23 protein-coding genes are annotated in these 24,372 nt (G+C 42.1%); 12 read left to right on the top strand and 11 right to left on the bottom strand.

The window, feature by feature from the left end; all coding sequences use genetic code 11:
• Positions 1–28: 28 nt before the first annotated feature.
• Positions 29–1,030 carry a gliding motility lipoprotein GldB gene (gene gldB, locus BC659_RS03565; protein ID WP_246027072.1) on the bottom strand — a complete coding sequence of 334 codons (1,002 nt, stop codon included), beginning with the start codon at positions 1,028–1,030 and terminating at the stop codon, positions 29–31.
• Positions 1,031–1,147: 117 nt separating this feature from the next.
• On the opposite strand from gldB, the gene BC659_RS03570 reads away from it, so the two are divergent.
• Positions 1,148–2,830 (top strand): NAD+ synthase, encoded by a 1,683-nt coding sequence (locus tag BC659_RS03570; protein WP_133473298.1) that lies wholly within the window; start codon positions 1,148–1,150, stop codon positions 2,828–2,830.
• Between the two features lie 4 nt (positions 2,831–2,834).
• Here BC659_RS03570 and BC659_RS03575 read toward each other — a convergent pair whose 3' ends face one another.
• Complete coding sequence (locus tag BC659_RS03575) at positions 2,835–3,668, bottom strand: universal stress protein (RefSeq protein ID WP_133473299.1); 834 nt, start codon at positions 3,666–3,668, stop codon at positions 2,835–2,837.
• Between the two features lie 209 nt (positions 3,669–3,877).
• On the opposite strand from BC659_RS03575, the gene BC659_RS03580 reads away from it, so the two are divergent.
• Entirely contained in the window at positions 3,878–4,600 is a 723-nt protein-coding gene (locus BC659_RS03580; protein ID WP_133473300.1) for a hypothetical protein, read from the top strand.
• A 122-nt stretch (positions 4,601–4,722) separates the two neighbouring features.
• Here BC659_RS03580 and BC659_RS03585 read toward each other — a convergent pair whose 3' ends face one another.
• Positions 4,723–5,898 carry an acetyl-CoA C-acyltransferase gene (locus BC659_RS03585; RefSeq protein WP_133473301.1) on the bottom strand — a complete coding sequence of 392 codons (1,176 nt, stop codon included), beginning with the start codon at positions 5,896–5,898 and terminating at the stop codon, positions 4,723–4,725.
• Positions 5,899–5,948: 50 nt separating this feature from the next.
• Here BC659_RS03585 and BC659_RS03590 point away from each other — a divergent pair, with 50 nt between their 5' ends.
• From BC659_RS03590 to creD, 5 genes are all read left to right on the top strand, one after another.
• The gene (locus tag BC659_RS03590) at positions 5,949–7,070 is read left to right on the top strand and encodes a quinone-dependent dihydroorotate dehydrogenase (RefSeq protein WP_246027073.1); all 1,122 of its coding nucleotides are present in this window, start codon (positions 5,949–5,951) and stop codon (positions 7,068–7,070) included.
• 10 nt (positions 7,071–7,080) lie between these two features.
• Complete coding sequence (locus BC659_RS03595; protein WP_133473302.1) at positions 7,081–7,857, top strand: TerC family protein; 777 nt, start codon at positions 7,081–7,083, stop codon at positions 7,855–7,857.
• Positions 7,858–8,021: 164 nt separating this feature from the next.
• Positions 8,022–8,654 carry a hypothetical protein gene (locus BC659_RS03600; protein WP_133473303.1) on the top strand — a complete coding sequence of 211 codons (633 nt, stop codon included), beginning with the start codon at positions 8,022–8,024 and terminating at the stop codon, positions 8,652–8,654.
• A complete protein-coding gene (locus BC659_RS03605) occupies positions 8,651–8,950 on the top strand; it encodes a winged helix-turn-helix domain-containing protein (RefSeq protein WP_133473304.1) in 300 nt (99 codons plus the stop codon). The genes BC659_RS03600 and BC659_RS03605 overlap by 4 nt, the downstream gene beginning before the upstream one ends.
• Positions 8,951–8,991: 41 nt before the next feature.
• Complete coding sequence (gene creD, locus BC659_RS03610; RefSeq protein WP_133473305.1) at positions 8,992–10,782, top strand: cell envelope integrity protein CreD; 1,791 nt, start codon at positions 8,992–8,994, stop codon at positions 10,780–10,782.
• A 77-nt stretch (positions 10,783–10,859) separates the two neighbouring features.
• On the opposite strand, the gene BC659_RS03615 is transcribed toward creD, so the two are convergent.
• The 5 genes from BC659_RS03615 to porX form a co-directional block, all read right to left on the bottom strand.
• Positions 10,860–12,002, bottom strand: coding sequence for an acyl-CoA dehydrogenase family protein (locus BC659_RS03615; protein ID WP_133473306.1), 1,143 nt, complete (start codon positions 12,000–12,002; stop codon positions 10,860–10,862).
• Between the two features lie 152 nt (positions 12,003–12,154).
• The gene (locus BC659_RS03620; RefSeq protein ID WP_133473307.1) at positions 12,155–13,012 is read right to left on the bottom strand and encodes a helix-hairpin-helix domain-containing protein; all 858 of its coding nucleotides are present in this window, start codon (positions 13,010–13,012) and stop codon (positions 12,155–12,157) included.
• A 47-nt stretch (positions 13,013–13,059) separates the two neighbouring features.
• Positions 13,060–13,836: an MBL fold metallo-hydrolase gene (locus BC659_RS03625; protein WP_133473308.1), complete on the bottom strand. Its 777-nt coding sequence runs from the start codon at positions 13,834–13,836 to the stop codon at positions 13,060–13,062.
• Positions 13,837–13,891: 55 nt separating this feature from the next.
• Complete coding sequence (locus tag BC659_RS03630) at positions 13,892–14,164, bottom strand: hypothetical protein (protein ID WP_133473309.1); 273 nt, start codon at positions 14,162–14,164, stop codon at positions 13,892–13,894.
• A gap of 305 nt (positions 14,165–14,469) precedes the next feature.
• Positions 14,470–16,029, bottom strand: coding sequence for a T9SS response regulator signal transducer PorX (porX, locus tag BC659_RS03635; RefSeq protein WP_133473310.1), 1,560 nt, complete (start codon positions 16,027–16,029; stop codon positions 14,470–14,472).
• Between the two features lie 206 nt (positions 16,030–16,235).
• Between porX and BC659_RS03640 the strand changes: the two genes are divergently transcribed.
• The 5 genes from BC659_RS03640 (at position 16,236) to BC659_RS03660 (ending at position 21,708) form a co-directional block, all read left to right on the top strand.
• Complete coding sequence (locus BC659_RS03640; protein WP_133473311.1) at positions 16,236–17,450, top strand: HD domain-containing protein; 1,215 nt, start codon at positions 16,236–16,238, stop codon at positions 17,448–17,450.
• A 181-nt stretch (positions 17,451–17,631) separates the two neighbouring features.
• Positions 17,632–18,687, top strand: coding sequence for a UDP-3-O-(3-hydroxymyristoyl)glucosamine N-acyltransferase (lpxD, locus tag BC659_RS03645; protein ID WP_133473312.1), 1,056 nt, complete (start codon positions 17,632–17,634; stop codon positions 18,685–18,687).
• Positions 18,688–18,815: 128 nt separating this feature from the next.
• A complete protein-coding gene (locus tag BC659_RS03650; RefSeq protein ID WP_133473313.1) occupies positions 18,816–20,222 on the top strand; it encodes a bifunctional UDP-3-O-[3-hydroxymyristoyl] N-acetylglucosamine deacetylase/3-hydroxyacyl-ACP dehydratase in 1,407 nt (468 codons plus the stop codon).
• Positions 20,223–20,265: 43 nt separating this feature from the next.
• A complete protein-coding gene (gene lpxA, locus BC659_RS03655; RefSeq protein ID WP_133473314.1) occupies positions 20,266–21,063 on the top strand; it encodes an acyl-ACP--UDP-N-acetylglucosamine O-acyltransferase in 798 nt (265 codons plus the stop codon).
• A gap of 27 nt (positions 21,064–21,090) precedes the next feature.
• Positions 21,091–21,708, top strand: coding sequence for an ABC transporter ATP-binding protein (locus BC659_RS03660; protein ID WP_133473315.1), 618 nt, complete (start codon positions 21,091–21,093; stop codon positions 21,706–21,708).
• Between the two features lie 117 nt (positions 21,709–21,825).
• Here the strand turns inward: BC659_RS03660 and BC659_RS03665 are convergent, their stop codons facing one another.
• Genes BC659_RS03665 through BC659_RS03675 form a run of 3 tightly spaced genes read right to left on the bottom strand, consistent with a single transcriptional unit; the run spans position 21,826 to position 24,360 of the window.
• Positions 21,826–22,935, bottom strand: coding sequence for a sensor histidine kinase (locus tag BC659_RS03665; RefSeq protein WP_133473316.1), 1,110 nt, complete (start codon positions 22,933–22,935; stop codon positions 21,826–21,828).
• A 16-nt stretch (positions 22,936–22,951) separates the two neighbouring features.
• Positions 22,952–23,521: a chemotaxis protein CheB gene (locus BC659_RS03670; protein WP_133473317.1), complete on the bottom strand. Its 570-nt coding sequence runs from the start codon at positions 23,519–23,521 to the stop codon at positions 22,952–22,954.
• A gap of 5 nt (positions 23,522–23,526) precedes the next feature.
• Positions 23,527–24,360, bottom strand: a complete 834-nt coding sequence (locus BC659_RS03675) for a CheR family methyltransferase (protein ID WP_133473318.1) — start codon at positions 24,358–24,360, stop codon at positions 23,527–23,529.
• Between the last annotated feature and the right edge of the window lie 12 nt (positions 24,361–24,372).

Genomic DNA, 24,372 nt, shown 5'->3' on the forward strand with positions numbered 1-24,372 from the left:
GGCAGATTTTCGCACAACCATCATTTACTCAGGGTTTGTATTTAGCCTCTTCAAATATTTTTTTGGGAGAAGTCTCCATCAGTAATTTGAGATTACCTGCTTGTTTTTGTTGCGACATCCATTTTTTCACAATCTGCCAACCTACAAACTGTCCGATAAAACCGGGTGAAGCAGTGCCCAGGGCCGGGGTATTGGGGGCATCACTCATATAATCGCGATTAATTTCAGGATCGATATTATAAAGCAGGTTATTTTGTACAAAGAGGCTCCAGATAGTTTTTTCGTTCTCATAACAGCCATCCAGTTGCTTTTGTGTATATCCGGTTTTCAGGCTATCTGCTGTATAAGGCATCAGCTGATCAAGCAGGTATACTCTTTTTCCGGCTTCTATCATCTGCTCAATCAGTGGCTTATCAGCATAGGCAGGCGGGTACAAATCATCCATTACATTTTTAATGGCATTTACAGGAATATAGGCCCTGTCGAATCTTCTCGATAAATATCGGGGGTATAACTGTTGTCCTTCCTCACTCAGGTACAAAGGATGTTCGCTCCCCAGATAAAGCTGAAGACCAATGGCCAGCCCATCTCTTGTAATAATACTTCCATAACTATTCAGGGGACCGACAAAACTGATCACTCTTTCCGGCAGCTGGTATTCCGGGAAATAGTGTTTCACAAAACGCAACCCTTTCTGTATTTCGTCTACTTCACGGGTCATATCCGGAAATAGCCTGCTTACATCATTTGCCAGCCCCTCATAGCTTCTCATAAATGCCGGAACATCTTTTGTAAAAGTGGCTGGTGAGCTCCCTAGAATATTGAAGAGAAAGTCCTGCGTAAATCCGTGATACTCGCTGGTAAGTTCCTGCAAGGATGTTTCGAAATGAAGCGTGTCTATTTTAAAAAACGAGGTCTCAAAACGTTGCAGCGTAAGCGGTGCCTTCACAGCAGATACATCGGGTACATTGCGTTTACTGCCACAGGAAATACAGGCAAGCAGCAGAAACATTCCAAGCCAGCGATTCATTTTCATCAGGTTTTTACAAAGATGCTGATAAAAGAGGTTGAGAAAGCCAAAGATGGCTGTAAAAGCTATGCAAAAGTTACGGAACTTTGCTCCCTAAGCTTATAAACAGGTGTTTGTATGAAGATCAGTATCGCACAGCAGAATTACCATATCGGAAACTTTGAGACCAATACCGCTAAAATGATCAGTGCCATTAAAGAAGCTAAAGCAGCAGGCGCAGATATTATCATGTTCAGTGAAATGAGTGTATGCGGTTATCCTGCCAGAGACTTTGTTGAGTTCAATGATTTCATCAGCAAATGTTATGAAGCAGTTGATCTGATACGCGAACATGCCGATTCCATTGCCGTACTCATCGGTTCACCGGCACGCAATACCATCCAAAAAGGAAAAGACCTGTTTAATGCGGCTTTCTTTCTCTATGAAAAAGAAATCAAAGCAGAAATTCATAAAACCCTCTTACCCACTTATGACGTATTTGATGAATACCGTTATTTCGAACCTGCCTATGAGTGGAAAGTGGTACCCTTTAAAGGAAAAAAAATAGCCATTACCATTTGTGAAGATATCTGGAACCTCGGCGACAATCCCTTGTACCGAATTTGTCCGATGGATCAACTCATGGAACAGTCACCAGATCTGATGCTCAATATCAGCGCCTCTCCTTTTGATTATACACATGATGAAGACAGAAAATCTGTTATCAAGGCCAATGTACAGAAATATAAGATACCGATGTTCTATTGTAATGCTGTAGGCAGTCAGACAGAAATTGTTTTCGATGGGGCTTCGCTGGTGTTTGACAAAGACGCCAATTTATGTGCAGCCTTACCCATGTTTGAGGAAACGTTGGTTACAGTTGAACTGAATGAAGATGGCAGTATAAAGGCACCTATTCTCGAGCCAGCGAGCCGTGTTCCTGATAAAGAACTCAATCCTTCCACATTGGAACCTGCATTAAATATTGCACAGGTATACGATGCCCTCATTTTAGGTATACGTGATTATTTTTCTAAAATGGGTTTTACCAAAGCCATTCTCGGCTCATCGGGTGGTATTGATTCTGCCGTTACATTGGCCATTGCCTGCGATGCACTGGGTGCAGAAAATGTACGGGCCATTTTAATGCCTTCTCCTTATTCAACCGATCATTCAGTAAATGATGCAGTTATGCTGAGCAAAAATCTCGGCAACCCTTACGATATCATCCGTATTGATGATGTATTCCACGCTTTTACAAAAACATTGGAACCTGTTTTCAATGGATTACCTTTTTCACTGGCAGAAGAGAATATCCAGAGCAGAACAAGGGGTAATCTATTAATGGGTATTGCCAATAAATTCGGATATATTTTATTGAACACTTCTAACAAGAGTGAGCTGGCTACCGGATATGGCACTTTATATGGCGACATGGCCGGCGGACTCGGTGTACTGGGTGATTGTTATAAATTACAGGTGTATGCTTTGGCGAAGTATATCAACAGAAATAAAGCAATCATCCCTGAAAACATCATAACCAAAGCACCCAGTGCTGAACTGAGACCCAACCAGAAAGACAGTGATAGTTTACCTGATTACAGCCTGCTCGATCAGGTATTGTACCAGTATATTGAAAAAAGAATGGGGCCGGCCGAAATAAAAGCCATGGGCTATGAAGCTGCTTTGGTTGACCGAACACTGAAGATGGTGAACAACAATGAATACAAACGAAACCAGTTCTGTCCCATCATCCGCATTTCACCCAAAGCATTTGGTGTGGGAAGAAGGGTTCCGATTGTTGGTAAATACCTGAATTGATTCATCATTCATGTATCACCATAATCGGCACATGACTATGATAGGCCAGTTTCTTAGTGGCACTGGCATGAAATAATCCTTCAAACAAACCATGTTTTTTGGGTATGGTAATAATCAGGTCAATCATTCTTTCCTGTGCTACGATATTCACGGCTTCCACAAAATTATTATTGTTTTCAAAATGATACTGAGGATTGTACCCCTGTAATAAAGTATCCAGCATCAGACTTTCAAAAGGTGTATCGGGCGACCAGTTTCGATTTTCCTTATCAACATGCAACACAAAAAGTTTTGCATTTGTAGCATCCAGCATTTCTCTGATGGGCTGAACGGGTGTTGTTTCCACCACTTTATTAAAATCACAAACCAGCATCACTTCTTCAATCCTGGTAAAAACAGCTTTAGGGGGTACAATGATGACAGGTATCGTACCATTTTTCGCAACACTTAATGCGTTACTACCGATTATTTTTTCTTCTAAGAGGTTACCGCCGGTAACACCCATTACAATCATCGCGGCCCCTGTTTCTTTACATATCGCGTCGAGCCCATTTCCCAGATGATCATACTTCGATAAGGTACTTACCGCGATACCTGTGGCACAAAAAGGACAAACCACCGACTTGAAATTTGCGAGTGCCTGTTCACTGCTCTCCTTCAGCGTATCTATATCCGGTATTACGACTGTAGGAACCATGGGGTCGATATTTACCGGCGCTTCATAGGCATGGTATAAAATTACTTCCCCTGCCTTTAGCTGTTCTGCCAGCTTAAAAGCATATAAAGCTGCATTTTTCGCTGCGGCAGAAAAATCGGTTGGTACGAGGATTTTTTTCATATCACATATTTATGTAGTAAAACTATCAAGAATCGTGCGCAAAAAAAATGACATTGGTCAGGATAAGGATTGCTTTTTATCAGTTTACATACAGTAATCTGCTTTGTAGACCACTTTATCGACCGCTTATACCCCATAGCTGCAAATCACATATAAATCACCTTTGCAGGGATGGTGTGTAGAATATCTTTGCCGTGAAATCACAAATCATGAAATTTTTTTCTACCGCTCTCGCAGGTCTTTTCATCATCGGACTAACACTAACCGGATGTAAAAGTCTTTCCTTCACACAAAAAACATTACCCGCCGAAATACCTGTACAGGATTTCTCAAAATCGATTGTAGTGATTGATGCGGGAGATGTGTACACACCCGGACTGGCCATTACCAAAAAAAGAGAAGCCGTTGTTACCAGTATTAAAAACAGCTATTTCTCCAATTTGCCGGATATTCTCAGAAAGGATTTACAGATATCTGCTTTCAGAGATACCATCCTCACAGATGATGAGAAGAAAAGATTATTACAAAATGATGATGCTGTAAGATTAAAACTTGCAACTAAGTATGGCGCCAATATTTTCATCATTTTACAGAATTATGAAGGTGGTTTTAGTCAGGATGATATTGTACGCACAAAAAACAGCGATGGCAGCACAGATAAAACTGCGTATTACTCTGTTTTCTTCAATACTGATATCACTGTTATTCAGGGCGACCAGTTATACCGTAAAAGAATTACCGCCAGCAGAGAGCATTCCAAACGTTCTGTACTCAGTGGCTTATTGGCCAGAGGGCCTGGTTATGAAGCCAATAAAAAAGACATCCTTGCGATGGCCAACAGAAATGCTGCTAACCTTTCGGGCCTTTTCAGGGAAAGAAGAGGTATGATGAATGGCAGGGGAGAATTTATCGAAAAAGGAGATGGTTTTTAGCTTATGGTTGATAGCTAATAGCGCATGGATCATAGCATGTAACTAGACTCATTTTGTAAGTTGTCTAAAACATACACCATAAACCATACGCTATAAACCATATGCGATACGCTATACCTAACTTATAACCGTTCAATAATACCTGCTATACCCTGTCCACCACCTACGCAGGCGCTTACCATTCCGTATTTTTTATTGAGGCGCTTCATATCGTTCAGTAACTGAACTGTTAATTTACAACCGGTGCAACCCAGTGGATGGCCCAATGCAATGGCACCTCCATTGATGTTCACGATATCCGGATTCAATCCGAGTTCTCTGATCACGGCAAGTGATTGTGAAGCAAACGCTTCATTCAGTTCAATCAGATCAATATCACTCAGGTTCATGGATGCCTGTTTCAATACTTTGGGAATTGCAGCGACCGGACCAATACCCATAATGCGTGGATGTACGCCTGCAGATGCACAGTTCACCAAACGGCCAATGGGTTGAAGACCCAACTCCACCACCATTCTTTCGCTCATTACAATAACAAAAGCAGCCCCATCACTTGTTTGAGAAGAGTTACCGGCAGTAACAGACCCACCCATAGCAAATGCAGGCTTTAGTTTTGCGAGTGCCTCAATATTGGTATCGGCGCGAACACCTTCATCAGTATCCACAACATAGGAACGAACAGCTTTTTTACCTTTTTCGTTCAGGTAGGTTTCTTCAACGGTGATGGGGAGGATACCTGATTTGAAATGACCGCTCTCAATGGCTTTCATGGCTTTCTGATGCGATTGATAAGCAAACTGATCCTGATCCTCACGGCTTACTTTAAATTCTTTAGCCACTGCTTCAGCAGTGAGCCCCATACTCAGGTAATAATCAGGTTCCTCTTTGGCAATGGAATAGGCAGGAACCGTTTTCCATCCGGCCGTGGGTACCAGACTCATGCTCTCGGTTCCACCAGCAATAATACAGTCGGCCATACCGGTACGTATTTTAGCAGTTGCCAGTGCAATACTTTCCAATCCGCTTGCACAATACCTGTTAATGGTAAAACCCGCTACATCAATACCCAATGCACGGGCAGAAATAATGCGCCCAAACTGTAAACCCTGTTCCGCTTCGGGAACGGCATTCCCCACAATCACATCATTCACACGTTTTGCCTCCAGTTGCGGCACACTTGCCATCAACCCCTTTATCACTTCAACGGCCAGATCGTCTGGTCGAAAAAAACGAAATCCACCACGTTTACTTTTGGCTACTGCGGTTCTGTAACCCGCTACTATATATGCTTCCTGCATAATCTTGGTTTTACCTATCAAATGTAAGGATTTTTTTAAAAAAGTTGTTTATGCAACCAAATTTACCGGAAAGGATGGGTAAGCCCTCCCCCTTCGGTTCATCTCCATTTGCACCTTATCTTCGCAGCACCATGTTATACCCGCTTATCAGACAACTGCTTTTTTGTTTTCCGCCTGAAGATGTACATTATTTTTCGATGGACCTTATGAGATCAGCCTGCAGGCTCGGGCCGGTTAAAAAACTCATCAGTGGTACTCATTCGGTGAAAGACCCGGCATTGGAAAAACACTTATTCGGTCTGCGTTTTACCAATCCCGTAGGTCTGGGGGCAGGCTTCGATAAAAATGCTGTTTACCTTAATGAACTGGAGGCGCTGGGTTTTGGATTTGTAGAAATTGGTACTGTTACCCCCCTTCCACAGCCCGGCAATGATAAACCCCGGCTATTTCGCCTTCCGGCCGATAAGGCATTGATTAACAGGATGGGATTTAACAATAATGGTGTGAAAGCCATTGCTGCCAGACTGGCTGCCAGAAAAAAAGAAAATTCATCCCTGATTGTGGGTGGCAATATTGGTAAGAATAAGGTAACACCGAATGAAGATGCCTGGAAAGATTACAGCATTTGTTTTGAAGAGCTCTTCGACTATGTAGACTATTTCGTGGTGAATGTAAGTTCTCCCAATACGCCCGGCTTAAGAGCCTTACAGGATAAGGATTCGCTCAAACAGATATTCTCCGTATTACAGAACAGTAATCAGCGAAAAACAAAACCAAAACCTATCCTTCTGAAAATTGCCCCTGATCTCACAGAGGAACAATTGGATGATATTATTGCACTTTCAGCAGAAGAGCATCTCGATGGATTGGTTGCTACCAATACTACTATCAGCCGTGAGGGTCTTTTAACAGATGAAAAAACCATTACCGATATCGGGATGGGAGGATTGAGTGGTAAACCGGTGAAAACAAGATCTACCGAAGTGGTTCAATACCTTTCCAAAGGAACCGGGGGGGGTATTCCCATTATTGCGAGTGGCGGCATTTTTACCGGCGCAGATGCAGAAGAAAAAATGAAAGCAGGTGCTTCTCTGGTGCAGGTATGGACCGGTTTTATATATGAAGGTCCATCCATCGTAAAAAATATTTGCAAATACTTATTACAAGCCTAAGTTTTATTATATGGAACATCTTTTTACATCCGAAAGTCTGATCAGTTTTCTGATTCTGGTAGTACTCGAAGTAGTGTTGGGTATTGATAATGTAATTTTTGTGAGCATTATCATGAACCGTATGGAGAAAAAGCAGCAGAAGAAAGCAAGACTTCTCTGGATGGTTATGGGCATGACAACACGTATTATTTTACTTTTCGGCCTGGGATGGCTACTCGCACAAAAAGGGAAACCTGTATTAAGTATATGGGGCAAGGATCTCGACCTGGCGAGCCTGGTTATGCTTGTGGGTGGTTTATTCCTTTTATATAAAACCGTAAAAGAAATACACCATAAACTGGAAGGTGAGGCAGAAGAAGCCATTGGCAAAGCTGGTAAAAGCCTGAGTTTTAGTGCGGGTATTTTACAGATTATGCTGATTGATATGGTATTCAGTTTCGACAGCATCATTACAGCTGGCGGAACAGCCAAACATATCGAAATCATGATTGCTGCCGTGGTGGTTGCGATGATTGTTATGTTTTTATTCAGTCCGAATATTTCCAGTTTCATTCATAAACATCCGACCCTGAAAATGCTGGCATTATCATTCCTGGTGATGATTGGTTTTGTTCTGATTGTGGAGGGTTGGGACAGTGTAAATGCACATCAGTTGCACCTGAAAAATTATGTATACTTCGCAATGGCTTTTTCGTTTATCGTGGAACTACTGAATATGCGGATGCGGAAGGCATATCGAAAGCCTGTAGAATTACGTGATCCTAAATTACCGGAAGCTGATTCATAATAATAACGCTCGGCGATCATCTCTGCGTTCTCCTTTCAATGTGGTGAAATGCCTGTTTGTTACCACAAGGCATCCCAGAAATGAGCAGTCATTAACAAATATTTTTTTGCAAAGTCTTGGAGATATGAGAATCTAACACTTACTTTGAATTACAAAGTGCTTTTATGAAAGAGGAGCAAAAACATATTGAAGCCCTGCACGACATCAAAGACATGATGAACAGGAGCAGCCGTTTCATCAGTTTAAGCGGATTAAGTGGTATCAGCGCTGGTGTTTGTGCACTGGCGGCTACTATTTATATATGGCCCGTATGGCTATCGGTTAGGGGCAAACTGCTGGCTACTGATGAAGTACAGACCTATCCTGCTACCAGTGTACAATCACTTTTAGTAATAACCGGTGTGATAACTTTTATTTCTGCTTTACTATTGGCCTTACTGTTTACATGGCTACGCAGTAAGAAAACCAATACCTCGATCTGGGGTAGTACTGCAAAAAGACTTATGATCAATACCGCTATTCCTATATTGACCGGGGGTTTTGTAACCTATCGCTTACTGGAACTGGATCTGGTAGGCCTGATAGCCCCCTCCTGTCTTATTTTTTATGGGTTGGCCTTATTAAATGGCAGCAAATACACGGTATCTGAGATAAGATGGCTGGGCATTTGCCAGATAATACTGGGTTTGGTTAATTTATGGTTCATTGGTTATGGACTGATTGCCTGGGCCATTGGTTTTGGTGTATTACATATTTTATACGGCGCACTGATGTGGTGGAAATATGAACGCGTATGAACAATCCGATTGAACACCTGAATAAAATTTTTGACAGCCGCATCAGGCTGGGAATCATGAGTGCCGTGATGGTGAACGATGAGGTAAACTTTAATGACCTTAAAGAACTGATTCAGGTTACCGATGGCAACCTGGCCAGTCATCTAAAAACACTAGAAGAAAATAATTATATCAAAGTAAATAAAGGATTTGTGGGGCGTAAAACCAATACCACTTATGCTGTTACTAAAACAGGAGAAAGAGCTTTCAAAACGCATCTGGAGGCATTGGAAAAAATGATCAAAGGCATAAAATAATTTTTTTACCTATTTACTTTGAAATTCAAAGTACTTTTAAAATGCAAAATATTATAAAAGCAAGTGCGCGTTTATGGTTTACCACTTTATGTGTATTTACAGCTGTAGTAAGCATGTATTTATTCTTTACAGAAGTATATACAGGCACCCAATTCATCGGGTATATTTTTTTTATCTTTCTTATCGCTACCACACTCAGCTCTCCTGCTTTTCTGGTATATCTACTGATACTGCCGCCGATTAACAGACTCTGGTTTCCGAACTCAATAAAAGTTCTCTTATTAGCCATTACCAATCTGACGCTTGCAGTATTGTACACCGCTTTTTACATTTCTGAGCTTTCGGGATTGCTCTTTACTGAACAGAAAGCCTGCTCAGAAGCTTACTACTTTTTTGCGATGCTTGGCAGCAGCAGTTTCATTGCTTTACTGATTCAGCATCGATTTCTACAAAACCATTTTTTTATTCCATATTCAAATTTACCTACCATGAACAGTTCAAACGAAACAACGGTACCACCATTAACAGGAAGCAATAAAATTCTCTACAAGGCCATCGTTACGGGTTTATTAATCATGATCATGCTGATACCGATGATCTTTGTTTCCAACCTCGTACAGGAAAGAGAACAACGGAGAAAAGAAGTAGAGAAAGACGTAAGCAGCAAATGGGCAGCCCCACAAACGGTTTCAGGCCCTTACCTGTATGTACCCTATAAAAAAATGATTACTGGCAATACAGGAAAAACATCTTACACTTCCGGTTATTTTTTTATCCTGCCCGAACAGCTATTCATCAATGGCAATATTGATACGGAGGAAAGAAAACGTTCTATCTACAAAGTATTACTATACAAGACAAAGGTTTCGGGCAGCGGTCATTTTCAATTGGCCATACCCAAGAACATAGCGCCTGAAGAAATTCAGTGGAACGAAATAAAACTCTGCATGGGCATCAGTGATTTCAAAGGCATTGAACAAAAAATTGATCTCCAGTTTAACCAGTCAAAACCTGTTTTATTACCCGGTTTACCCAATACTGATATTGATAGTAATGGATTATCGGTTAGTGTTCCACTCAATGCAACTGATATTGGTAAAACACTACCATTCCATACACAAATGGCTTTGCGTGGCAGCGGTCAATTGCATTTTATGCCGCTCGCAGGCAATAGCAATTTTGCACTGCAATCGAAATTGACAAGTCCGTCTTTTGATGGAAATACCCTTCCTGCCAGCCGCAAAGTAAATTCAGAGGGCTTTAGTGCCAACTGGTCTTTTAACAATGCCAATCTACCTTTCACTACCGTGGTAACCGATGCGAAAGTGATTCCCAAATCGATGGCTTTTGGTGTAAGCTTACTGCAACCTGGTAATGAATATGCACAAACAGATCGGTGCAGCAAATATGCCATACTGTTAATCGGACTCAGTTTTGCCTTATTCTTTATCATGGAAATCATGCAGAATAAACCCGTACATCCGGTGCAGTATGTACTGGTGGGATTGGCGCTTGTTATTTTCTACACACTGCTGCTTTCCATCAGTGAGATCACTTCTTTTGACCTTGCTTATTTTATGGCTGCATCAGCTACCATTCTACTCATTACTGTTTATGTGCACAGCCATTTTCAAAAAGCAAAAACAGCAGCTTACTTTACCTTACTCTTATCGCTTTTATATGGATTCATTTTTATTTTACTGCGATTGGAAGACACCGCTTTACTGGTAGGCAGTATCGGTCTCTTTATCATTCTGGCTGTTGTGATGTATGCCAGCAGACATATCAGCTGGTACCAGTCTGTTTCACCTGCAGTTGTTGTTACTAAATAGTTTTTTTGGGGGGTCGTTTGTAAACAAAAGTCCCGCCAGTTGGCGGGACTTTATATAAGCAAGCAATCGAAAAGAGACTAACTATGGAGAACCTCTCTGGAGATTACGAGTTTCTGTATTTCAGAAGTTCCTTCTCCAATAGTACATAATTTTGCGTCACGGTAGTACTTTTCTACCGGAAAATCTTTTGTATAGCCATAACCGCCAAAAATCTGTACGGCCTCGGTAGCGGTTTTTACAGCTACTTCACTGGCATAATATTTAGCCATAGCACCTTCCTTGGTTACTTTCTGACCCCTGTTTTTTAGGTCGCAGGCTTGCCAGATCAGTAATTCTGATGCCATAATTTCCGTAGCCATATCGGCCATTTTAAAGCTGATACCCTGAAAATTACAGATGGGCTGGTCGAACTGGTGCCTTTCTTTTGAATACTGAACGGCCGCTTCATAGGCTCCTTTGGCAATTCCCAGCGATAGTGCCGCAATGGAAATTCGGCCACCATCCAATATTTTCATAGCCTGCCTGAACCCATCTCCTACTTCTCCAAGTCTGTTTGCATCTGATAGGCGGCAGTTCTCAAAAATCATTTCGGCGGTTTCGCTGGCACGCATGCCGAGTTTGTTTTCCTTCTTACCTGCCGTAAAGCCGGGTGTACCTCTTTCTACCACAAAAGCTGTGGAATTACCACTGGTTCTAGGTTCACCGGTTCTACAGATCACCACTGCGATATCGCCGCTTTTTCCATGTGTGATCCAGCTTTTGGTACCATTCAATATCCATTCATTGCCCTCTTTTACTGCCACTGTTTTCATATTACCGGCATCACTGCCTGTGTTGGGTTCTGTAAGTCCCCAGGCACCTATCCATTCAGCCGTAGCCAGTTTGGGTAACCATTTGTTTTTCTGCTCCTCCGTTCCGAAGGATAAAATATGATTGGTGCAAAGCGAATTATGGGCGGCCAGACTAAGACCAATAGAACCACATACTTTGGCTACTTCCTGGATAATGGCATTGTATTCAAAATACCCGAGTCCAGCGCCACCATAGTTTTCCGGCACCAGCACACCCATTAATCCGAGTTTTCCCATTTCCTTGAATACCGATACCGGAAATTCCTGGCTTTCATCCCAATCCATTACATGCGGACGTATGTATTGATTCGCAAAATCTCTGGCAGTCCGGGCTACCTGTTCTGTTAATTCTGTTGGCCTGAATTCCATAGCTGTTGGTTTTAAATAGACGAAGGTTGCCTTACTAAACAATCGTTATCAAGGCAACCTTCTGAAAACAAACGACCGTTTGTTAGTTTTCAGTGCAAATGAATACCTTTTCTCAATACGATCCAAAAAAGCTTTGTTTCCTTAACAGTTTTTTATTCTAAACGGAATGCCAGGCGTAATTTTTCGATCATACCTTCCTGCATACCGGCAATTTCCTTCAGTTCAGTCCAATCGCCATAATTGCCATTTTCCTGCCTTTTACGCACAATCAGTTGGGCCAGTTGAAGCGGAATACCGGTTTTTTGCTCAATCTGGTGGGCAGATGCCCTATTGAGCCATAAACGGGGTATGCTGGCAGGGTGTACCCGGATATAGGGGTGCAATTTAGATACAAGACTATCCGATAAACCAAAAACAGACTGCAATTCTTCCAAGCGTGCAAAACCAGCCACTTTCGTTCGGTAGGCAACAATCCGGGCCGCCAGGACTTCGCCAATACCCGGTAGCGCCTTCCAGGCTTCCTGGTCGGCGGTATTGATATCGATGATGGGTATGGCTGGTTTACTCAAAACTTTTCTTTCTTCAACAGCCGGCAGTACCACATAAGGTATCAGCTGTTTTGCTTTTGTACTATCCAGTCCCCATATTTTTTTGATATCAGCCGGCTTATAAAAGTGCCCTCCCTTATTGCGGTAATGGAGTATGCGTTGAGCAAGCTTTTCATGAAGTCCTAATTTTTTCCAGCCTTCTTCATCCAGTGTATTGGGGTTGAAGAAAAATAAATCCTGTTTGCCTTCACCGCTTACCAACTCTGTTTTTGTGGTATGTACATTTTCATTTGCATCCAGCCACTGCACACCTGCCGATAAATCCAGATCGGTATATACCAATTCATTTGAGGGAAAAAAACGGGGCGATACAACAAGTAACAAACAAATGCTGATAAGGACCACTACACCTGTTCGTTCTTTTTTGCTGAAGTTGAAGTAAGGACGTAATCGTTTTTTCATACAATGATGGATTGTATGCCTTTCTTCCTGGATTGATAAAATTATGGCTATAGTTTCAGCTGTAAGCCATCGTAGGCCAGTTGCATATGCGGAGGTAATTCCGCATTGATGTCGATATGTTTACCCAACTGATGACTGATATGCGTAAAATAAACTTCTGGTATGGCTAATTCCGTTGCGAGTTCCACAGCTTCCTGCAAAGTAAAATGGGAAAGATGTGGCTCTTTACGGAGGGCATTCAACACCAGAATTTTTGATCCCTTTATTTTTTCTTTTTCGTTTTCTTCAATCCTATTCGCATCGGTGATATAGGTAAAGTCTCCGAAACGAAAACCCAGCACCGGCATTTTATAGTGCAGTACTTCTACCGGCATCACGGGTATATCGCCAATCAGAAAAGGTTGGCTGTCAATCGTAATCATATTCAACTCAGGTACACCCGGATAGCGGGTATCAGAAAAAGCATAATAATAATCGCGTCGTAATGCTTCTTCCGTAAGTGTATTGGCATAAATATTCATGGGCTTTTTAGTGAAATAATTATAAGCCCTGATATCATCAAGACCGGCCAGATGATCTTTGTGTGGATGGGTGTATAAAACAGCATCCAGTTTTCTGTTATTGATCCGTAACATCTGGTAACGAAAATCGGGTGTGGTATCTACCACCAGTGAGGTATGGGCAGACTGAACCAGTATACTGCTGCGTAAGCGTTTGTCTTTTTTATCGGTCGATGCACATACTGCACAATCACATGCGATCATGGGCACACCGCTGCTGGTGCCTGTGCCTAAAAATTCTATGTTGAGTGTAGGATTATGCACAGGTCAAATCTAATGAAATATGACAGGAAGTATTACCGTATTTCCCGCAAAAATATCAGGCTGCTGTAGCCGATTTTTTGACCACTTCTTCATAGAGTTTTTGTGACTCCAGTGTAAGTTTATCGTAGTCGATGCTAAGTTGAGGTATAATCTCCATCAAGGTATTGATGCGGCCTTCGATATTCAGGAATTTATTGAGTACCACAATACGTTTGGCTTCGAGCAGGCACCACCCACTTTGAAAAGTACCCCGCTCATAACGCACCACATATTCTGATTCTCCGAGAATATCTTCCAGCTTGTCTAAAGTAGTTTGTGTGTATTTCATCCTCTTTGCTCTTTTAAATCCGGTTACCCTACAAAGTTACCATTCAGGCAGGTTTTTGCCCTTGTAAACGGGAATTAGTTATTCACATCTGGAGAAAGCTGTGAGCTACGAGCTACAAGCCTTGATGGGTTGTTTGTTTAGCCTTTCTGCTATGAATGGAGCCTATAACAGTTCTTGCGAGTCAGTATGTTAAAAACGATTTTAATATAAAATTGATATTTCCCATAAGACTTCTTAAACTTTACATTCAGGTTATCAAACAGGTATTGCTGGTTGCTCATGGCTCGCAGCTTAAAGCTCAAGGCTTATTGCTTACTCACCATCTTAATAATCGGAACAATCATTTCTTCCAGACTCACACCGCCATGCTGGAAAGTATTGCGGTAGTAGTTTACGTAGTGATTATAATTATTAGGGTAACAAAGAAATCCATCTTCCTTTGCAAAAATATAAGCCGAATTTACATTCGGTACCGGCAACCCGGCTTCTTTAGGATCTTTAAAAGCAAGTACATCTCTGGCTTCAAAATTAAGGTTACGTCCATGTTTGTAACGTAGATTGGTAGTGGTTTGCTTATCACCGATTACTTTATGAGGTGTTTTCACCCGCACACTTCCATGATCGGTTGCCAATACTACTTTGATAGGCTTATCGGCCACTTTTTTCAATGCCTGATGCAGGGGACTATGTTCAAACCAACTGCGGGTAAGGCTTCGGTAACTGGCTTCATCACTGGCCAGTTCTTTCAGCACTTCCATTTCTGTGCGGGCATGACTCAACATGTCTACAAAATTGTACACAATCACATTCAGGTCGTTCTGCATGAGGTTATGGATATTATTCACCAGTTGCTGCCCGTCCTGATGATTCAGTATTTTGTGGTAGCTCACTTTCAGGTCATCTTTCCGAAGCCGTTTTAAATGTGCCCGGAAAAAAGTTTCTTCTTCATTGTTTTTTCCACCCTCATCATCATCATTTTTCCATAACTGTGGAAATTGCTTTTCAATATCAACGGGCATCAATCCAGCAAATATGGCATTACGGCAGTATTGGGTAGCTGTGGGGAGTATAGAATAAAAAGTTTCTTCCTCCAGTATGCGGAAACTCTCTGCAAATATGGGTTGTATGGCTTTCCACTGATCAAAACGAAGATTATCGATCAGTACAAAAAATGTAGGAATTCCTTTCTCCACATGTGGCAGCACTTTGAACTGAAAGAGCTGGTGACTCATGATGGGTGATGCGCTTGATTTCGGCGACACCCAGGATGCATAATGTTTACTGATGAATTTAAAAAACTCTGTATTGGCTTCCTGCTTCTGTGTTTGAAATACTTCACGCATTTCCGGACTATCACTTTTTTCCATTTCCAGTTCCCAGTATACCAGCTTTTTATAGATCTCCATCCATTGATTAAAATCGGGGTTGTCGTTTAATGCCATAAACAATTCCCTGAACTGCTGCTGATAGGCCGTGGTAGTGGTTTCTGCCACCAGTCTTTTATTGTCAATGATTTTTTTCAGGCTAAGTAATACCTGATTGGGGTTCACTGGCTTAATCAGGTAATCACTGATCTCCCGGCCAATGGCTTCATTCATGAGGTTCTCTGTTTCATTTTTGGTGATGAGTACCACTGGAATATTCGCATTGATTTCTTTGATGCGTACCAGTGTTTCCAGACCGGTGATACCAGGCATGGTTTCATCGATCAATACAACATCTACCAGGTTATTCTTTACATACTCAATAGCATCAAATCCATTGGTAAGTGTGGCTACATCATATCCCTTCTGTTCCAGGAATATTTTCTGTGACTGCAGACTTTCGATTTCATCATCAACCCATAAAATGCTGGCTAGTGGCATAAGCAGTGCTTAATTGTTAGGACCCGGCAATACCGTGATCAGTTCAATAATAATCAAATAAATGGTTATGCGTAACAATTTCCGATAGGCACTGGCTGTTTGAGGGCAGCTTTAGGACGTAAATCTATTTCATTCCTGCATATCAATCATCTCTTTGTATTTTTGCCAACTGCCCTTGTGGCCGATTTAACAAATCAACAACAGGTATGGTTGAGCAAAAAAGAAAAATCATCAATGACCCGGTGTATGGTTTTATTACCATCCACCATCCATTGATCTTTGCAATTATTTCACATCCTTATTACCAGCGACTCAGGCGCATCAAACAAATGGCCATGGCTCAGCTGGTATATCCAGGCGCTGTGCATACCCGTTTGCATCATTCGCTTGGCGCCTATCATTTAATGGGTAATGCCGTGAATGAACTCAGAAGCAAGGGCATTGCTATTTCAACTGATGAAGAAATTGCTGTAAAAGCCGCCATCCTGCTGCATGATATTGGTCATGGCCCTTTCTCCCATGCACTGGAACATGTAGTAGTTCAAGGTGTGCATCATGAACAGCTTTCCTTACAGATCATGGAGAAAATGAACCGCGATCTCGATGGTCAGCTCTCACTCGCCATATCCATCTTTACGGGCCAGTACGAAAAACCTTTTTTACACCAGTTAATCAGTGGGCAACTCGATGTAGACAGAATGGATTATCTCAGCCGTGATAGTTTTTTCTGCGGTGTGAGTGAAGGTGTGATCGGCTACGACCGTATTCTTAAAATGCTCACCGTTCATGAAGGCCAGTTAATGATTGAAGAAAAAGGCATTTACAGTGTTGAAAAATTTTTAGTGGCCAGACGACAGATGTACTGGCAGGTATATCTGCATAAAACTGTTCTGGGTGCCGAAAAAATGCTCGTTAAGATCCTGGAAAGGGTGCGTAGCATTTATGCGAAAGATGATGAGGCCCTGCAGACACAATCGGCACTTGACTTTTTCCTTGGTAGCTTTAATGGTGACATGAATGATGCCACACTGGATCTGTTCTGCTCACTCGATGACCATGATATTATGCATGCTTTAAAGAGATGGGCCAGACATCCGGATAAAATATTGTCATTATTATGCAACCGTTTCCTGAATCGCCAACTGTATAAATCCCGGATACAGGCCGATGCTTTTGATAAGGATTTTGTAAAAGAGAAAGAAAAACAGGCATCCGAGCAATTTGGCATTGCACTTGCAGATATAGGCTATGTATGTTTTACGGGTGAAGCCACAAATACCCTCTATCAGACTGTTGATGAACGCATCAATATCCTGTTCAGGGATGGTGTGGTAAAAGACATATCGGAGGTAGACAATGCCCTGATTCATCAAAACCTTTCTGCGCCCGTTAAAAAAAATTACATTTGTTTATTGACTTAGCCTATAGCCTATAGCGAATGGTCAATAGCATATAGTTTATGGCTTATGGTTGATAGAAGATGAAAAATGCCCCTAAAAGTGATGATAATTTATACACTCTATTAGCTATAAACCATACGCCATAAGCTATCTGCCATGAACTATAAGCTATAAGCCATAAGCTAAAACCTAAACACGCTGTATGCAATTTACCGCTGCGCAAATTTCAATGTTGATTAACGGGAAACTGGAAGGTGATCCCAACATTGCCGTTACCTCTTTTGGAAAAATTGAAGAAGCTACCGCGGGTCAGCTCTCCTTTCTGGCCAATCCCAAATACGAGGAATACCTTTATTGCACAAAGGCTTCTGTGATCATTATCAATGAATCACTGGTATTGAAACAGGCCATTACCAATACGCTTGTTCGTGTACCCGATGCCTATTCTGCCTTTGCCACTTTGCTCAGCAAATACCAGGAACTCGTAACACAGCAATTAACGGGCATACAGGAGCCCAGCTATATTGCCAAAACGGCCCAGATAGGTAAGGATGTTTTTATCGGTGCTTTTTCACATATCGGTGAGCATGTTCAGATAGGTGAGCAGGTAAAAATATTTCCGGGTGTGGTGCTGGGTAATAATGTTCGCATCGGTGATAACTGTATACTTCATGCAGGTGTAAAAATTTATCATGACTGTGTTATTGCCGATCATGTAGTGATCCATGCCGGAACGGTCATTGGCAGTGATGGATTTGGATTTGCACCACAGCCCGATGGTAGTTTCAAAAAAGTACCGCAGATTGGTAATGTAGTGATAGAGAGCTATGTTGAAATTGGAGCCAATACCACCATTGACCGTGCTACCATGGGGTCTACCATCATCCGTAAAGGCGCCAAACTTGATAATCTGGTACAGATTGCACATAATGTAGAAGTGGGCTGTAATACCGTTATTGCCGCTCAAACCGGTGTGAGCGGAAGCACTAAAATTGGTAAGTCTGTTATGATTGGCGGACAAACGGGTATTGCCGGGCATATTACCATCGCTGATGGAAGCAGGATCAACGGACAGAGCGGTATTACCAAAACCGTAAAAGAACCCAACCGTACTTTAACGGGTAGCCCTGCCGATGATTTTACCCGCTCACTCAGGGCGCAGGCACATCTCCGGAACCTTCCCGATCTTGAAAAAAGGGTTAAAGAACTGGAAAAAATGGTGGAACAACTGCTTACCGGTCGTGTAAATGCCTCTTAAAGCATGAATTAACCACGCTGAAATCTTATTTTTGCGCTATATTATACATCATGGAACCGTGATGAATGTCATTTCATTACCCATCCCATGGATGGATCTTTTTGGATCCAACGGAAAAAAACAACAGCATGGATAACAACTTCAATCCCGACAAACAACATACACTCAGCAGTGCGGTAAGCATCAGTGGCACAGGTTTACATACGGGTGTACTGGTTGATATGACCCTGAAACCCGCCAATCCGGGTTTTGGTATCCAGTTTCAGCGTGTTGACCTGGCCGGTCAACCCATTATTAAGGCCGATTGCGATCTGGTAACCGATACCAGCCGGGGTACCACATTGCAGGTAGGTGAGGCGAAAGTAAGCACAGTAGAACATGTACTGGCTGCACTCGTAGGCATGGGTGTTGACAATGTACTGATTGAACTGAACGGGCCTGAAATTCCTATTATGGATGGCAGCTCCGCTCCTTTTATTGAACTGATTGGCAAAGCAGGCGTACTCGAACAGGAAGCCGCCAAAGCCTGGTACAGTCTCGATGAAAATATATATCATTATGATGATGCCAAACGTGTGGAAATGGTAGCCTTACCAGCGCTCGATTACCAGATTACTACGCTCATCGATTTCAACAGCCCGGTTTTGGGTACACAACATGCCGGTTTAAAAACCATTAAGGATTTCAGAACAGAAATTGCGCCCTGCCGTACATTCTGTTTTCTGCATGAACTGGAAATGCTGCTCGATAATGACCTGATTAAAGGTGGTGATATCAATAATGCCATTGTAGTGGTTGACAAACCCATTACAGATGCAGAAATGGAGCGCCTTGCCAAAGTATTTAAACGTGATAAGATTGAAGTAAAGAGTGAAGGCTACCTCAATAACCTCGAGCTTCGTTTTCCCAATGAGCCTGCACGTCATAAGTTATTGGATGTAGTAGGTGACCTGGCACTGATTGGTTACCCGATCAAAGCAAGAATCATTGCCAACAGACCCGGCCATAGCAGCAACGTAGAGTTTGCAAAAAAAATTAAACAGTACATCAAAAAGAACAAGCATGTAAAAGATGTACCGGTATATGACCCTACCATGCCGCCCATTTTTCCACTGGAGAAAATTGAAAAAACATTACCACACCGTCATCCGTTTTTACTGGTTGATAAGATCATTGAATTAACCGATACCCATATTGTCGGGGTGAAGAATGTAACCTTCAATGAATGGTTCTTCCCGGGTCATTTTCCCGGCAACCCTGTTATGCCCGGCGTATTGCAGATTGAGGCACTGGCACAAACAGGTGGTATACTTTGTATCAACTCGATGCCTGAAGGACAATACGATACTTACTTTCTCAAAATAGACAATTGTAAATTCAAACAAATGGTTCGCCCCGGTGATACCATGTTGTTAAAGATGGAATTTACCGGACCCATCCGCCGTGGTATCTGTGAAATGAGGGGCACGGTTTATGTAGGTGGTAAAGTGGCCACTGAAGCAGACCTCGTGGCACAAATTGTAAAAAGACCTTAATAACAAACCCATACCCAATTCATAACCGAACCCAGCTACTAACATGACGCATCCTTATACCTATATAGATCCCAATGCGAGGGTCGCTCCGAATGTAAAAATCGATCCTTTCACAGTGATCCATGGTGATGTGCAGATAGGAGAAGGCACCTGGATCGGCAGTAATGTTACCATCATGGATGGTACCCGTATCGGAAAAAACTGCCGCATCTTTCCCGGAGCCGTACTGGGTGCCATTCCGCAGGATTTAAAATTCGCAGGTGAAAGAACCACCGTTGAAATCGGGGATAATACCACCATCCGCGAATTTGTTACCATTAACCGCGGCACCACAGACCGCTGGAAAACAAAAGTGGGCAATAACTGCCTCATCATGGCCTATAGCCATATTGCACACGATTGCTTAATCGGCGACAATTGTATCCTTAGCAATAGTGTTCAGCTGGCCGGACACGTGGTAATGGGCGACTGGGCCTGGATTGCAGGTGTTAGTGCCGTACACCAGTTTGTTACCATTGGTCAGCATGCTTATATTGCCGGAGGTAGTCTGGTGAGTAAAGATGTGCCACCTTATATTAAAGCAGTTAGAAACCCGTTGAGTTATGGTGGTGTAAACAGTGTTGGCTTAAAGAGACGTGGATTTGAGCTGGAAAAAATCAATCATATTCTCGATATCTACCGTATCATCTTCAACAAAGGTTTAAACACATCCCAGGCACTTGAATTTATTGAGGAAGAATTAACGGCCAGTGATGAAAGAGATGAAATCGTAACCTTTATCCGTGAGAGCGGAAGAGGTATCATCAAACGTTTTACCAAAGGCGCTACAGAAGAAGATTAACCGAATTATCTATCCTATTATCAATCTATGCATATTCTACTCTCGGATGCTGGTAAAAAATTTAACCGGGAATGGATATTTCGTGGCGTAGATTTTTCTTTTGAACCAGGCAAAGCCTATGCTATCACCGGGCCTAATGGCAGTGGTAAAAGCACCCTGCTACAAGCCATTGCCGGCAGCATGAACCTGAGCAAAGGAAATATCCAATGGTTGAATAATGGCATAAGCATTAACACTGAAAAAGTATACAACTACATATCCCTCGCTGCACCTTATCTGGAACTGATTGAAGAAATGACGGCGAAAGAATTTTTACATTTTCATGCTTCTTTCAAACCATTGTTACCTGCACTTACGATTGATACGATACTTCAACTGATTGGACTCGAGAAAGCAGCCGATAAGCAAATACGTTTTTACAGCAGTGGTATGAAACAAAGGGTTAAGCTTGCCCAGGCCCTGTTCAGCGATATGCCTTTACTGTTATTAGATGAACCCTGCACCAATCTCGATAGTGCAGGATATCAGTTATACCATGAATTGATCAGCACCTACTGTAAAAATAAAACCATCATCGTAAGCAGCAATGATGCACAGGAAATTGGTTTTTGTACGGAAAGGATTCTGATTACAAACTATAAGTAAACAGAGAAATAAGGAATAAGGAATAGGAAATAAGAAAGTGGAATGACATGTTTCTAATCGTATACAGTTCTACTACTCACTACTGACTACTCACTACTCACCATTATTCGCTGCTCACTATTTCATCCATTCAAAATAAAACACGCTTCCTTCGCCGGGGTTGGATTCTACCCAGATTTTTCCACCCTGTTCTTCTACGATTATTTTCAGCAGGTTAAGGCCGATGCCGGTGCTGCTGTCTCTTTGCGATTGATTAACGGTTGTTTCAAAGAGATTAAAAATCCGGCTCTTGTCTTCATCTGCAATACCCGGTCCATTGTCGCTTACAAAAAATTCATGGCAGCTTTCTTTTTCCGTGTAACCCACTTCGATAAGTCCCTGTGGTTTATCATTGTACTTTATGGCATTGCTGAGCAGGTTCTGGAAAACCTGTTCCAGTTTTACTTTTCTGGTTATCAGCGCTGGCAGTTGCTGCTGTATCTGTATTTGTATATGTTTAGGTGGGAAGAGTAATGCTGCCAGCTGCTGTACCAGCTGATGCACATCTACTTCTTCAACGGCCTGCTGCGAGAGGCTGGTGGTAGAATATTCAAGCAGTGCCATAATCATATCAGAAAGACGGCCCGATGCCTGGTATACCATATCAATGTTTTCTCTTACATCGTCATTGGCTTTTATATGTGCATCATTCCTGATCAGCTCAAGCATCATAATAACAGAAGAAAGCGGCGATTTAAGATCATGCGATACGATGTAGACAAATTTCTCCAGTTGCTTATTGATCCTGTCCAGTTCAGTCAGTGCCGACTTCAGACGAAACTGGTTGAAATACAATTGCTCAAACACATTCACTTTGGCGCGTACCACATTTATATCCAGGGGTTTCTGCAGATAGTCTACAGCGCCTTCTGCAAATCCCTTCAGCACATACTGTTCTTCCCTGCTCAGGGCCGTTACGAAAATGATGGAGATATCTTTTGTACGTGGATTCGATTTTAATATCCTCGCTACTTCAAAACCATCCATTTCGGGCATCTGTACATCAAGCATGATGAGACCGATATGTTCATGCTTTAATACCTGCTTGAGTGCTTCATTACCCGATTGTGCCGTAACAAATCTGCGACCAGGTTTTAATAGTATTTCTTCCAGCGATAACAGGTTCTCCGGTCTGTCATCTACCAGCAGAATGGTAAAATCATGTTGTGGTATGGAAGGTATATTCATCGGTACAGCAATATAATTATAAATCGCGTAAGCGTTGTTTCATCTCTTCTTCCGACAGTACTTTTATCTTATCCGTTATGGCAATGGCAGCAGCAGGCATGGCCGGATATTCGGCTAAATCGGGGTCCTGCACCCAGCATTCCGCTCCTATGTCTGCTAGTAAAGAGAGTCCTTTTGCACCATCCGCATTGGCACCACTGAGTAAAACAGCCAATACTTTTTTTCCGTACACTTCTGCGGCACTTTCAAAACTCACATCAATAGAAGGACGGCTATAATGCACAGCATCTGAATAGTCGAGACTAAAACTTCCGCCTTCCTCAAAAAGAAGATGATAGTTTTGTGGAGCCAGGTACACTTTTCCGGGAAGAATAGCCTGTTTATCTTCCGGTTCCATAATTTTTCTGATACCTGCTTCTTTCGCCAACAAGGTATCGAGCTCACTCACCACATTACGCATACGGTGTATTACCAGTATAACGGGAACTGTCTGTTCTTTTTTCAAAGCGGTAAGCAATGAAATACAAACAGGAATGCTACCAGCAGACCCCCCGATGATGATGATATCGTATATATCCTGTTTCAACGCAATCAATGTTTTTTCCTGAATATTTTTACTGCCGGATCAATGGCTGAAAATTTTGATTTCTGTTCTGAAAACAATAAGCTCTCTTTCATTCCCAGTGCCAGAAAACCAAGAGAAGAGAGACTATCATAAAACAGTTTCAGCACTTTGTTCTGCAATTGTTTATTGAAATAAATCATTACGTTTCTGCAAAGTACCAGCTGAAACTCGTTAAACGACCTGTCGGTCACCAGGTTATGTTGTAAAAAAACAACCCTTTCCCGCATTTCTTTGTTGATGATTACATGATCGTACAATGCAGTATAATAATCAGAAAAATCATTCTTACCACCTGCCTGTCGATAGTTCACGGTATACTCCCGCATATGATGCATGGGCAATACACCTGTTCTCGCTTTTTCAAGGTTAGCAGCATTGATATCTGTAGCATAAATCCTTGTTCGATGTAAGAGACCGGCTTCAAACAACAATATACAGAGCGAAAAAACCTCTTCGCCGGTTGAACAGCCTGCATGCCAGATATTAATTTGGGGATAGGTGGCCAGTACCGGTAATACCTTTTCACGGAGCGTTGTATAAAAAACAGGATCCCGAAACATTTCAGTAACATTCACCGTAATGGTTTCCAGAAAAGCCTGAAATGCAGCTGTATCACCTGCCAGTAATTGTATCAGTTGCGAACCAGTATGCAGTTCATTTTCATCCATGAACTTAAGGATTCTTCTTAACAAAGAACTTTTCGAATAGTCTGTAAAGTCGTACCCATATACTTTGTACAACATGCGTAACAGCTGTTCTAACTCATGTGCCAAAAGTTCTGGTCTGCCGGGTAATCCCATGCTTTGTGCTTT

This window comes from Sediminibacterium goheungense, from assembly GCF_004361915.1.
Taxonomy (GTDB): Bacteria; Bacteroidota; Bacteroidia; order Chitinophagales; family Chitinophagaceae; genus Sediminibacterium; species Sediminibacterium goheungense.

What these genes read in the sequence shown, in the direction of transcription:
- BC659_RS03590 (WP_246027073.1), top strand. Translation starts at nt 5,949, where the DNA reads ATGCAACCAAATTTACCGGAAAGGATGGGTAAGCCCTCCCCCTTCGGT.
- BC659_RS03570 (WP_133473298.1), top strand. Translation starts at nt 1,148, where the DNA reads ATGAAGATCAGTATCGCACAGCAGAATTACCATATCGGAAACTTTGAG.
- BC659_RS03585 (WP_133473301.1), bottom strand. Translation starts at nt 5,898, where the DNA reads ATGCAGGAAGCATATATAGTAGCGGGTTACAGAACCGCAGTAGCCAAA.
- BC659_RS03615 (WP_133473306.1), bottom strand. Translation starts at nt 12,002, where the DNA reads ATGGAATTCAGGCCAACAGAATTAACAGAACAGGTAGCCCGGACTGCC.
- BC659_RS03605 (WP_133473304.1), top strand. Translation starts at nt 8,651, where the DNA reads ATGAACAATCCGATTGAACACCTGAATAAAATTTTTGACAGCCGCATC.
- lpxD (WP_133473312.1), top strand. Translation starts at nt 17,632, where the DNA reads ATGCAATTTACCGCTGCGCAAATTTCAATGTTGATTAACGGGAAACTG.
- BC659_RS03595 (WP_133473302.1), top strand. Translation starts at nt 7,081, where the DNA reads ATGGAACATCTTTTTACATCCGAAAGTCTGATCAGTTTTCTGATTCTG.
- BC659_RS03575 (WP_133473299.1), bottom strand. Translation starts at nt 3,668, where the DNA reads ATGAAAAAAATCCTCGTACCAACCGATTTTTCTGCCGCAGCGAAAAAT.
- gldB (WP_246027072.1), bottom strand. Translation starts at nt 1,030, where the DNA reads ATGAATCGCTGGCTTGGAATGTTTCTGCTGCTTGCCTGTATTTCCTGT.
- BC659_RS03660 (WP_133473315.1), top strand. Translation starts at nt 21,091, where the DNA reads ATGCATATTCTACTCTCGGATGCTGGTAAAAAATTTAACCGGGAATGG.
- lpxA (WP_133473314.1), top strand. Translation starts at nt 20,266, where the DNA reads ATGACGCATCCTTATACCTATATAGATCCCAATGCGAGGGTCGCTCCG.
- BC659_RS03620 (WP_133473307.1), bottom strand. Translation starts at nt 13,012, where the DNA reads ATGAAAAAACGATTACGTCCTTACTTCAACTTCAGCAAAAAAGAACGA.
- BC659_RS03580 (WP_133473300.1), top strand. Translation starts at nt 3,878, where the DNA reads ATGAAATTTTTTTCTACCGCTCTCGCAGGTCTTTTCATCATCGGACTA.
- BC659_RS03600 (WP_133473303.1), top strand. Translation starts at nt 8,022, where the DNA reads ATGAAAGAGGAGCAAAAACATATTGAAGCCCTGCACGACATCAAAGAC.
- porX (WP_133473310.1), bottom strand. Translation starts at nt 16,029, where the DNA reads ATGCCACTAGCCAGCATTTTATGGGTTGATGATGAAATCGAAAGTCTG.
- BC659_RS03665 (WP_133473316.1), bottom strand. Translation starts at nt 22,935, where the DNA reads ATGAATATACCTTCCATACCACAACATGATTTTACCATTCTGCTGGTA.
- BC659_RS03630 (WP_133473309.1), bottom strand. Translation starts at nt 14,164, where the DNA reads ATGAAATACACACAAACTACTTTAGACAAGCTGGAAGATATTCTCGGA.
- BC659_RS03640 (WP_133473311.1), top strand. Translation starts at nt 16,236, where the DNA reads ATGGTTGAGCAAAAAAGAAAAATCATCAATGACCCGGTGTATGGTTTT.
- BC659_RS03675 (WP_133473318.1), bottom strand. Translation starts at nt 24,360, where the DNA reads ATGGGATTACCCGGCAGACCAGAACTTTTGGCACATGAGTTAGAACAG.
- creD (WP_133473305.1), top strand. Translation starts at nt 8,992, where the DNA reads ATGCAAAATATTATAAAAGCAAGTGCGCGTTTATGGTTTACCACTTTA.
- BC659_RS03650 (WP_133473313.1), top strand. Translation starts at nt 18,816, where the DNA reads ATGGATAACAACTTCAATCCCGACAAACAACATACACTCAGCAGTGCG.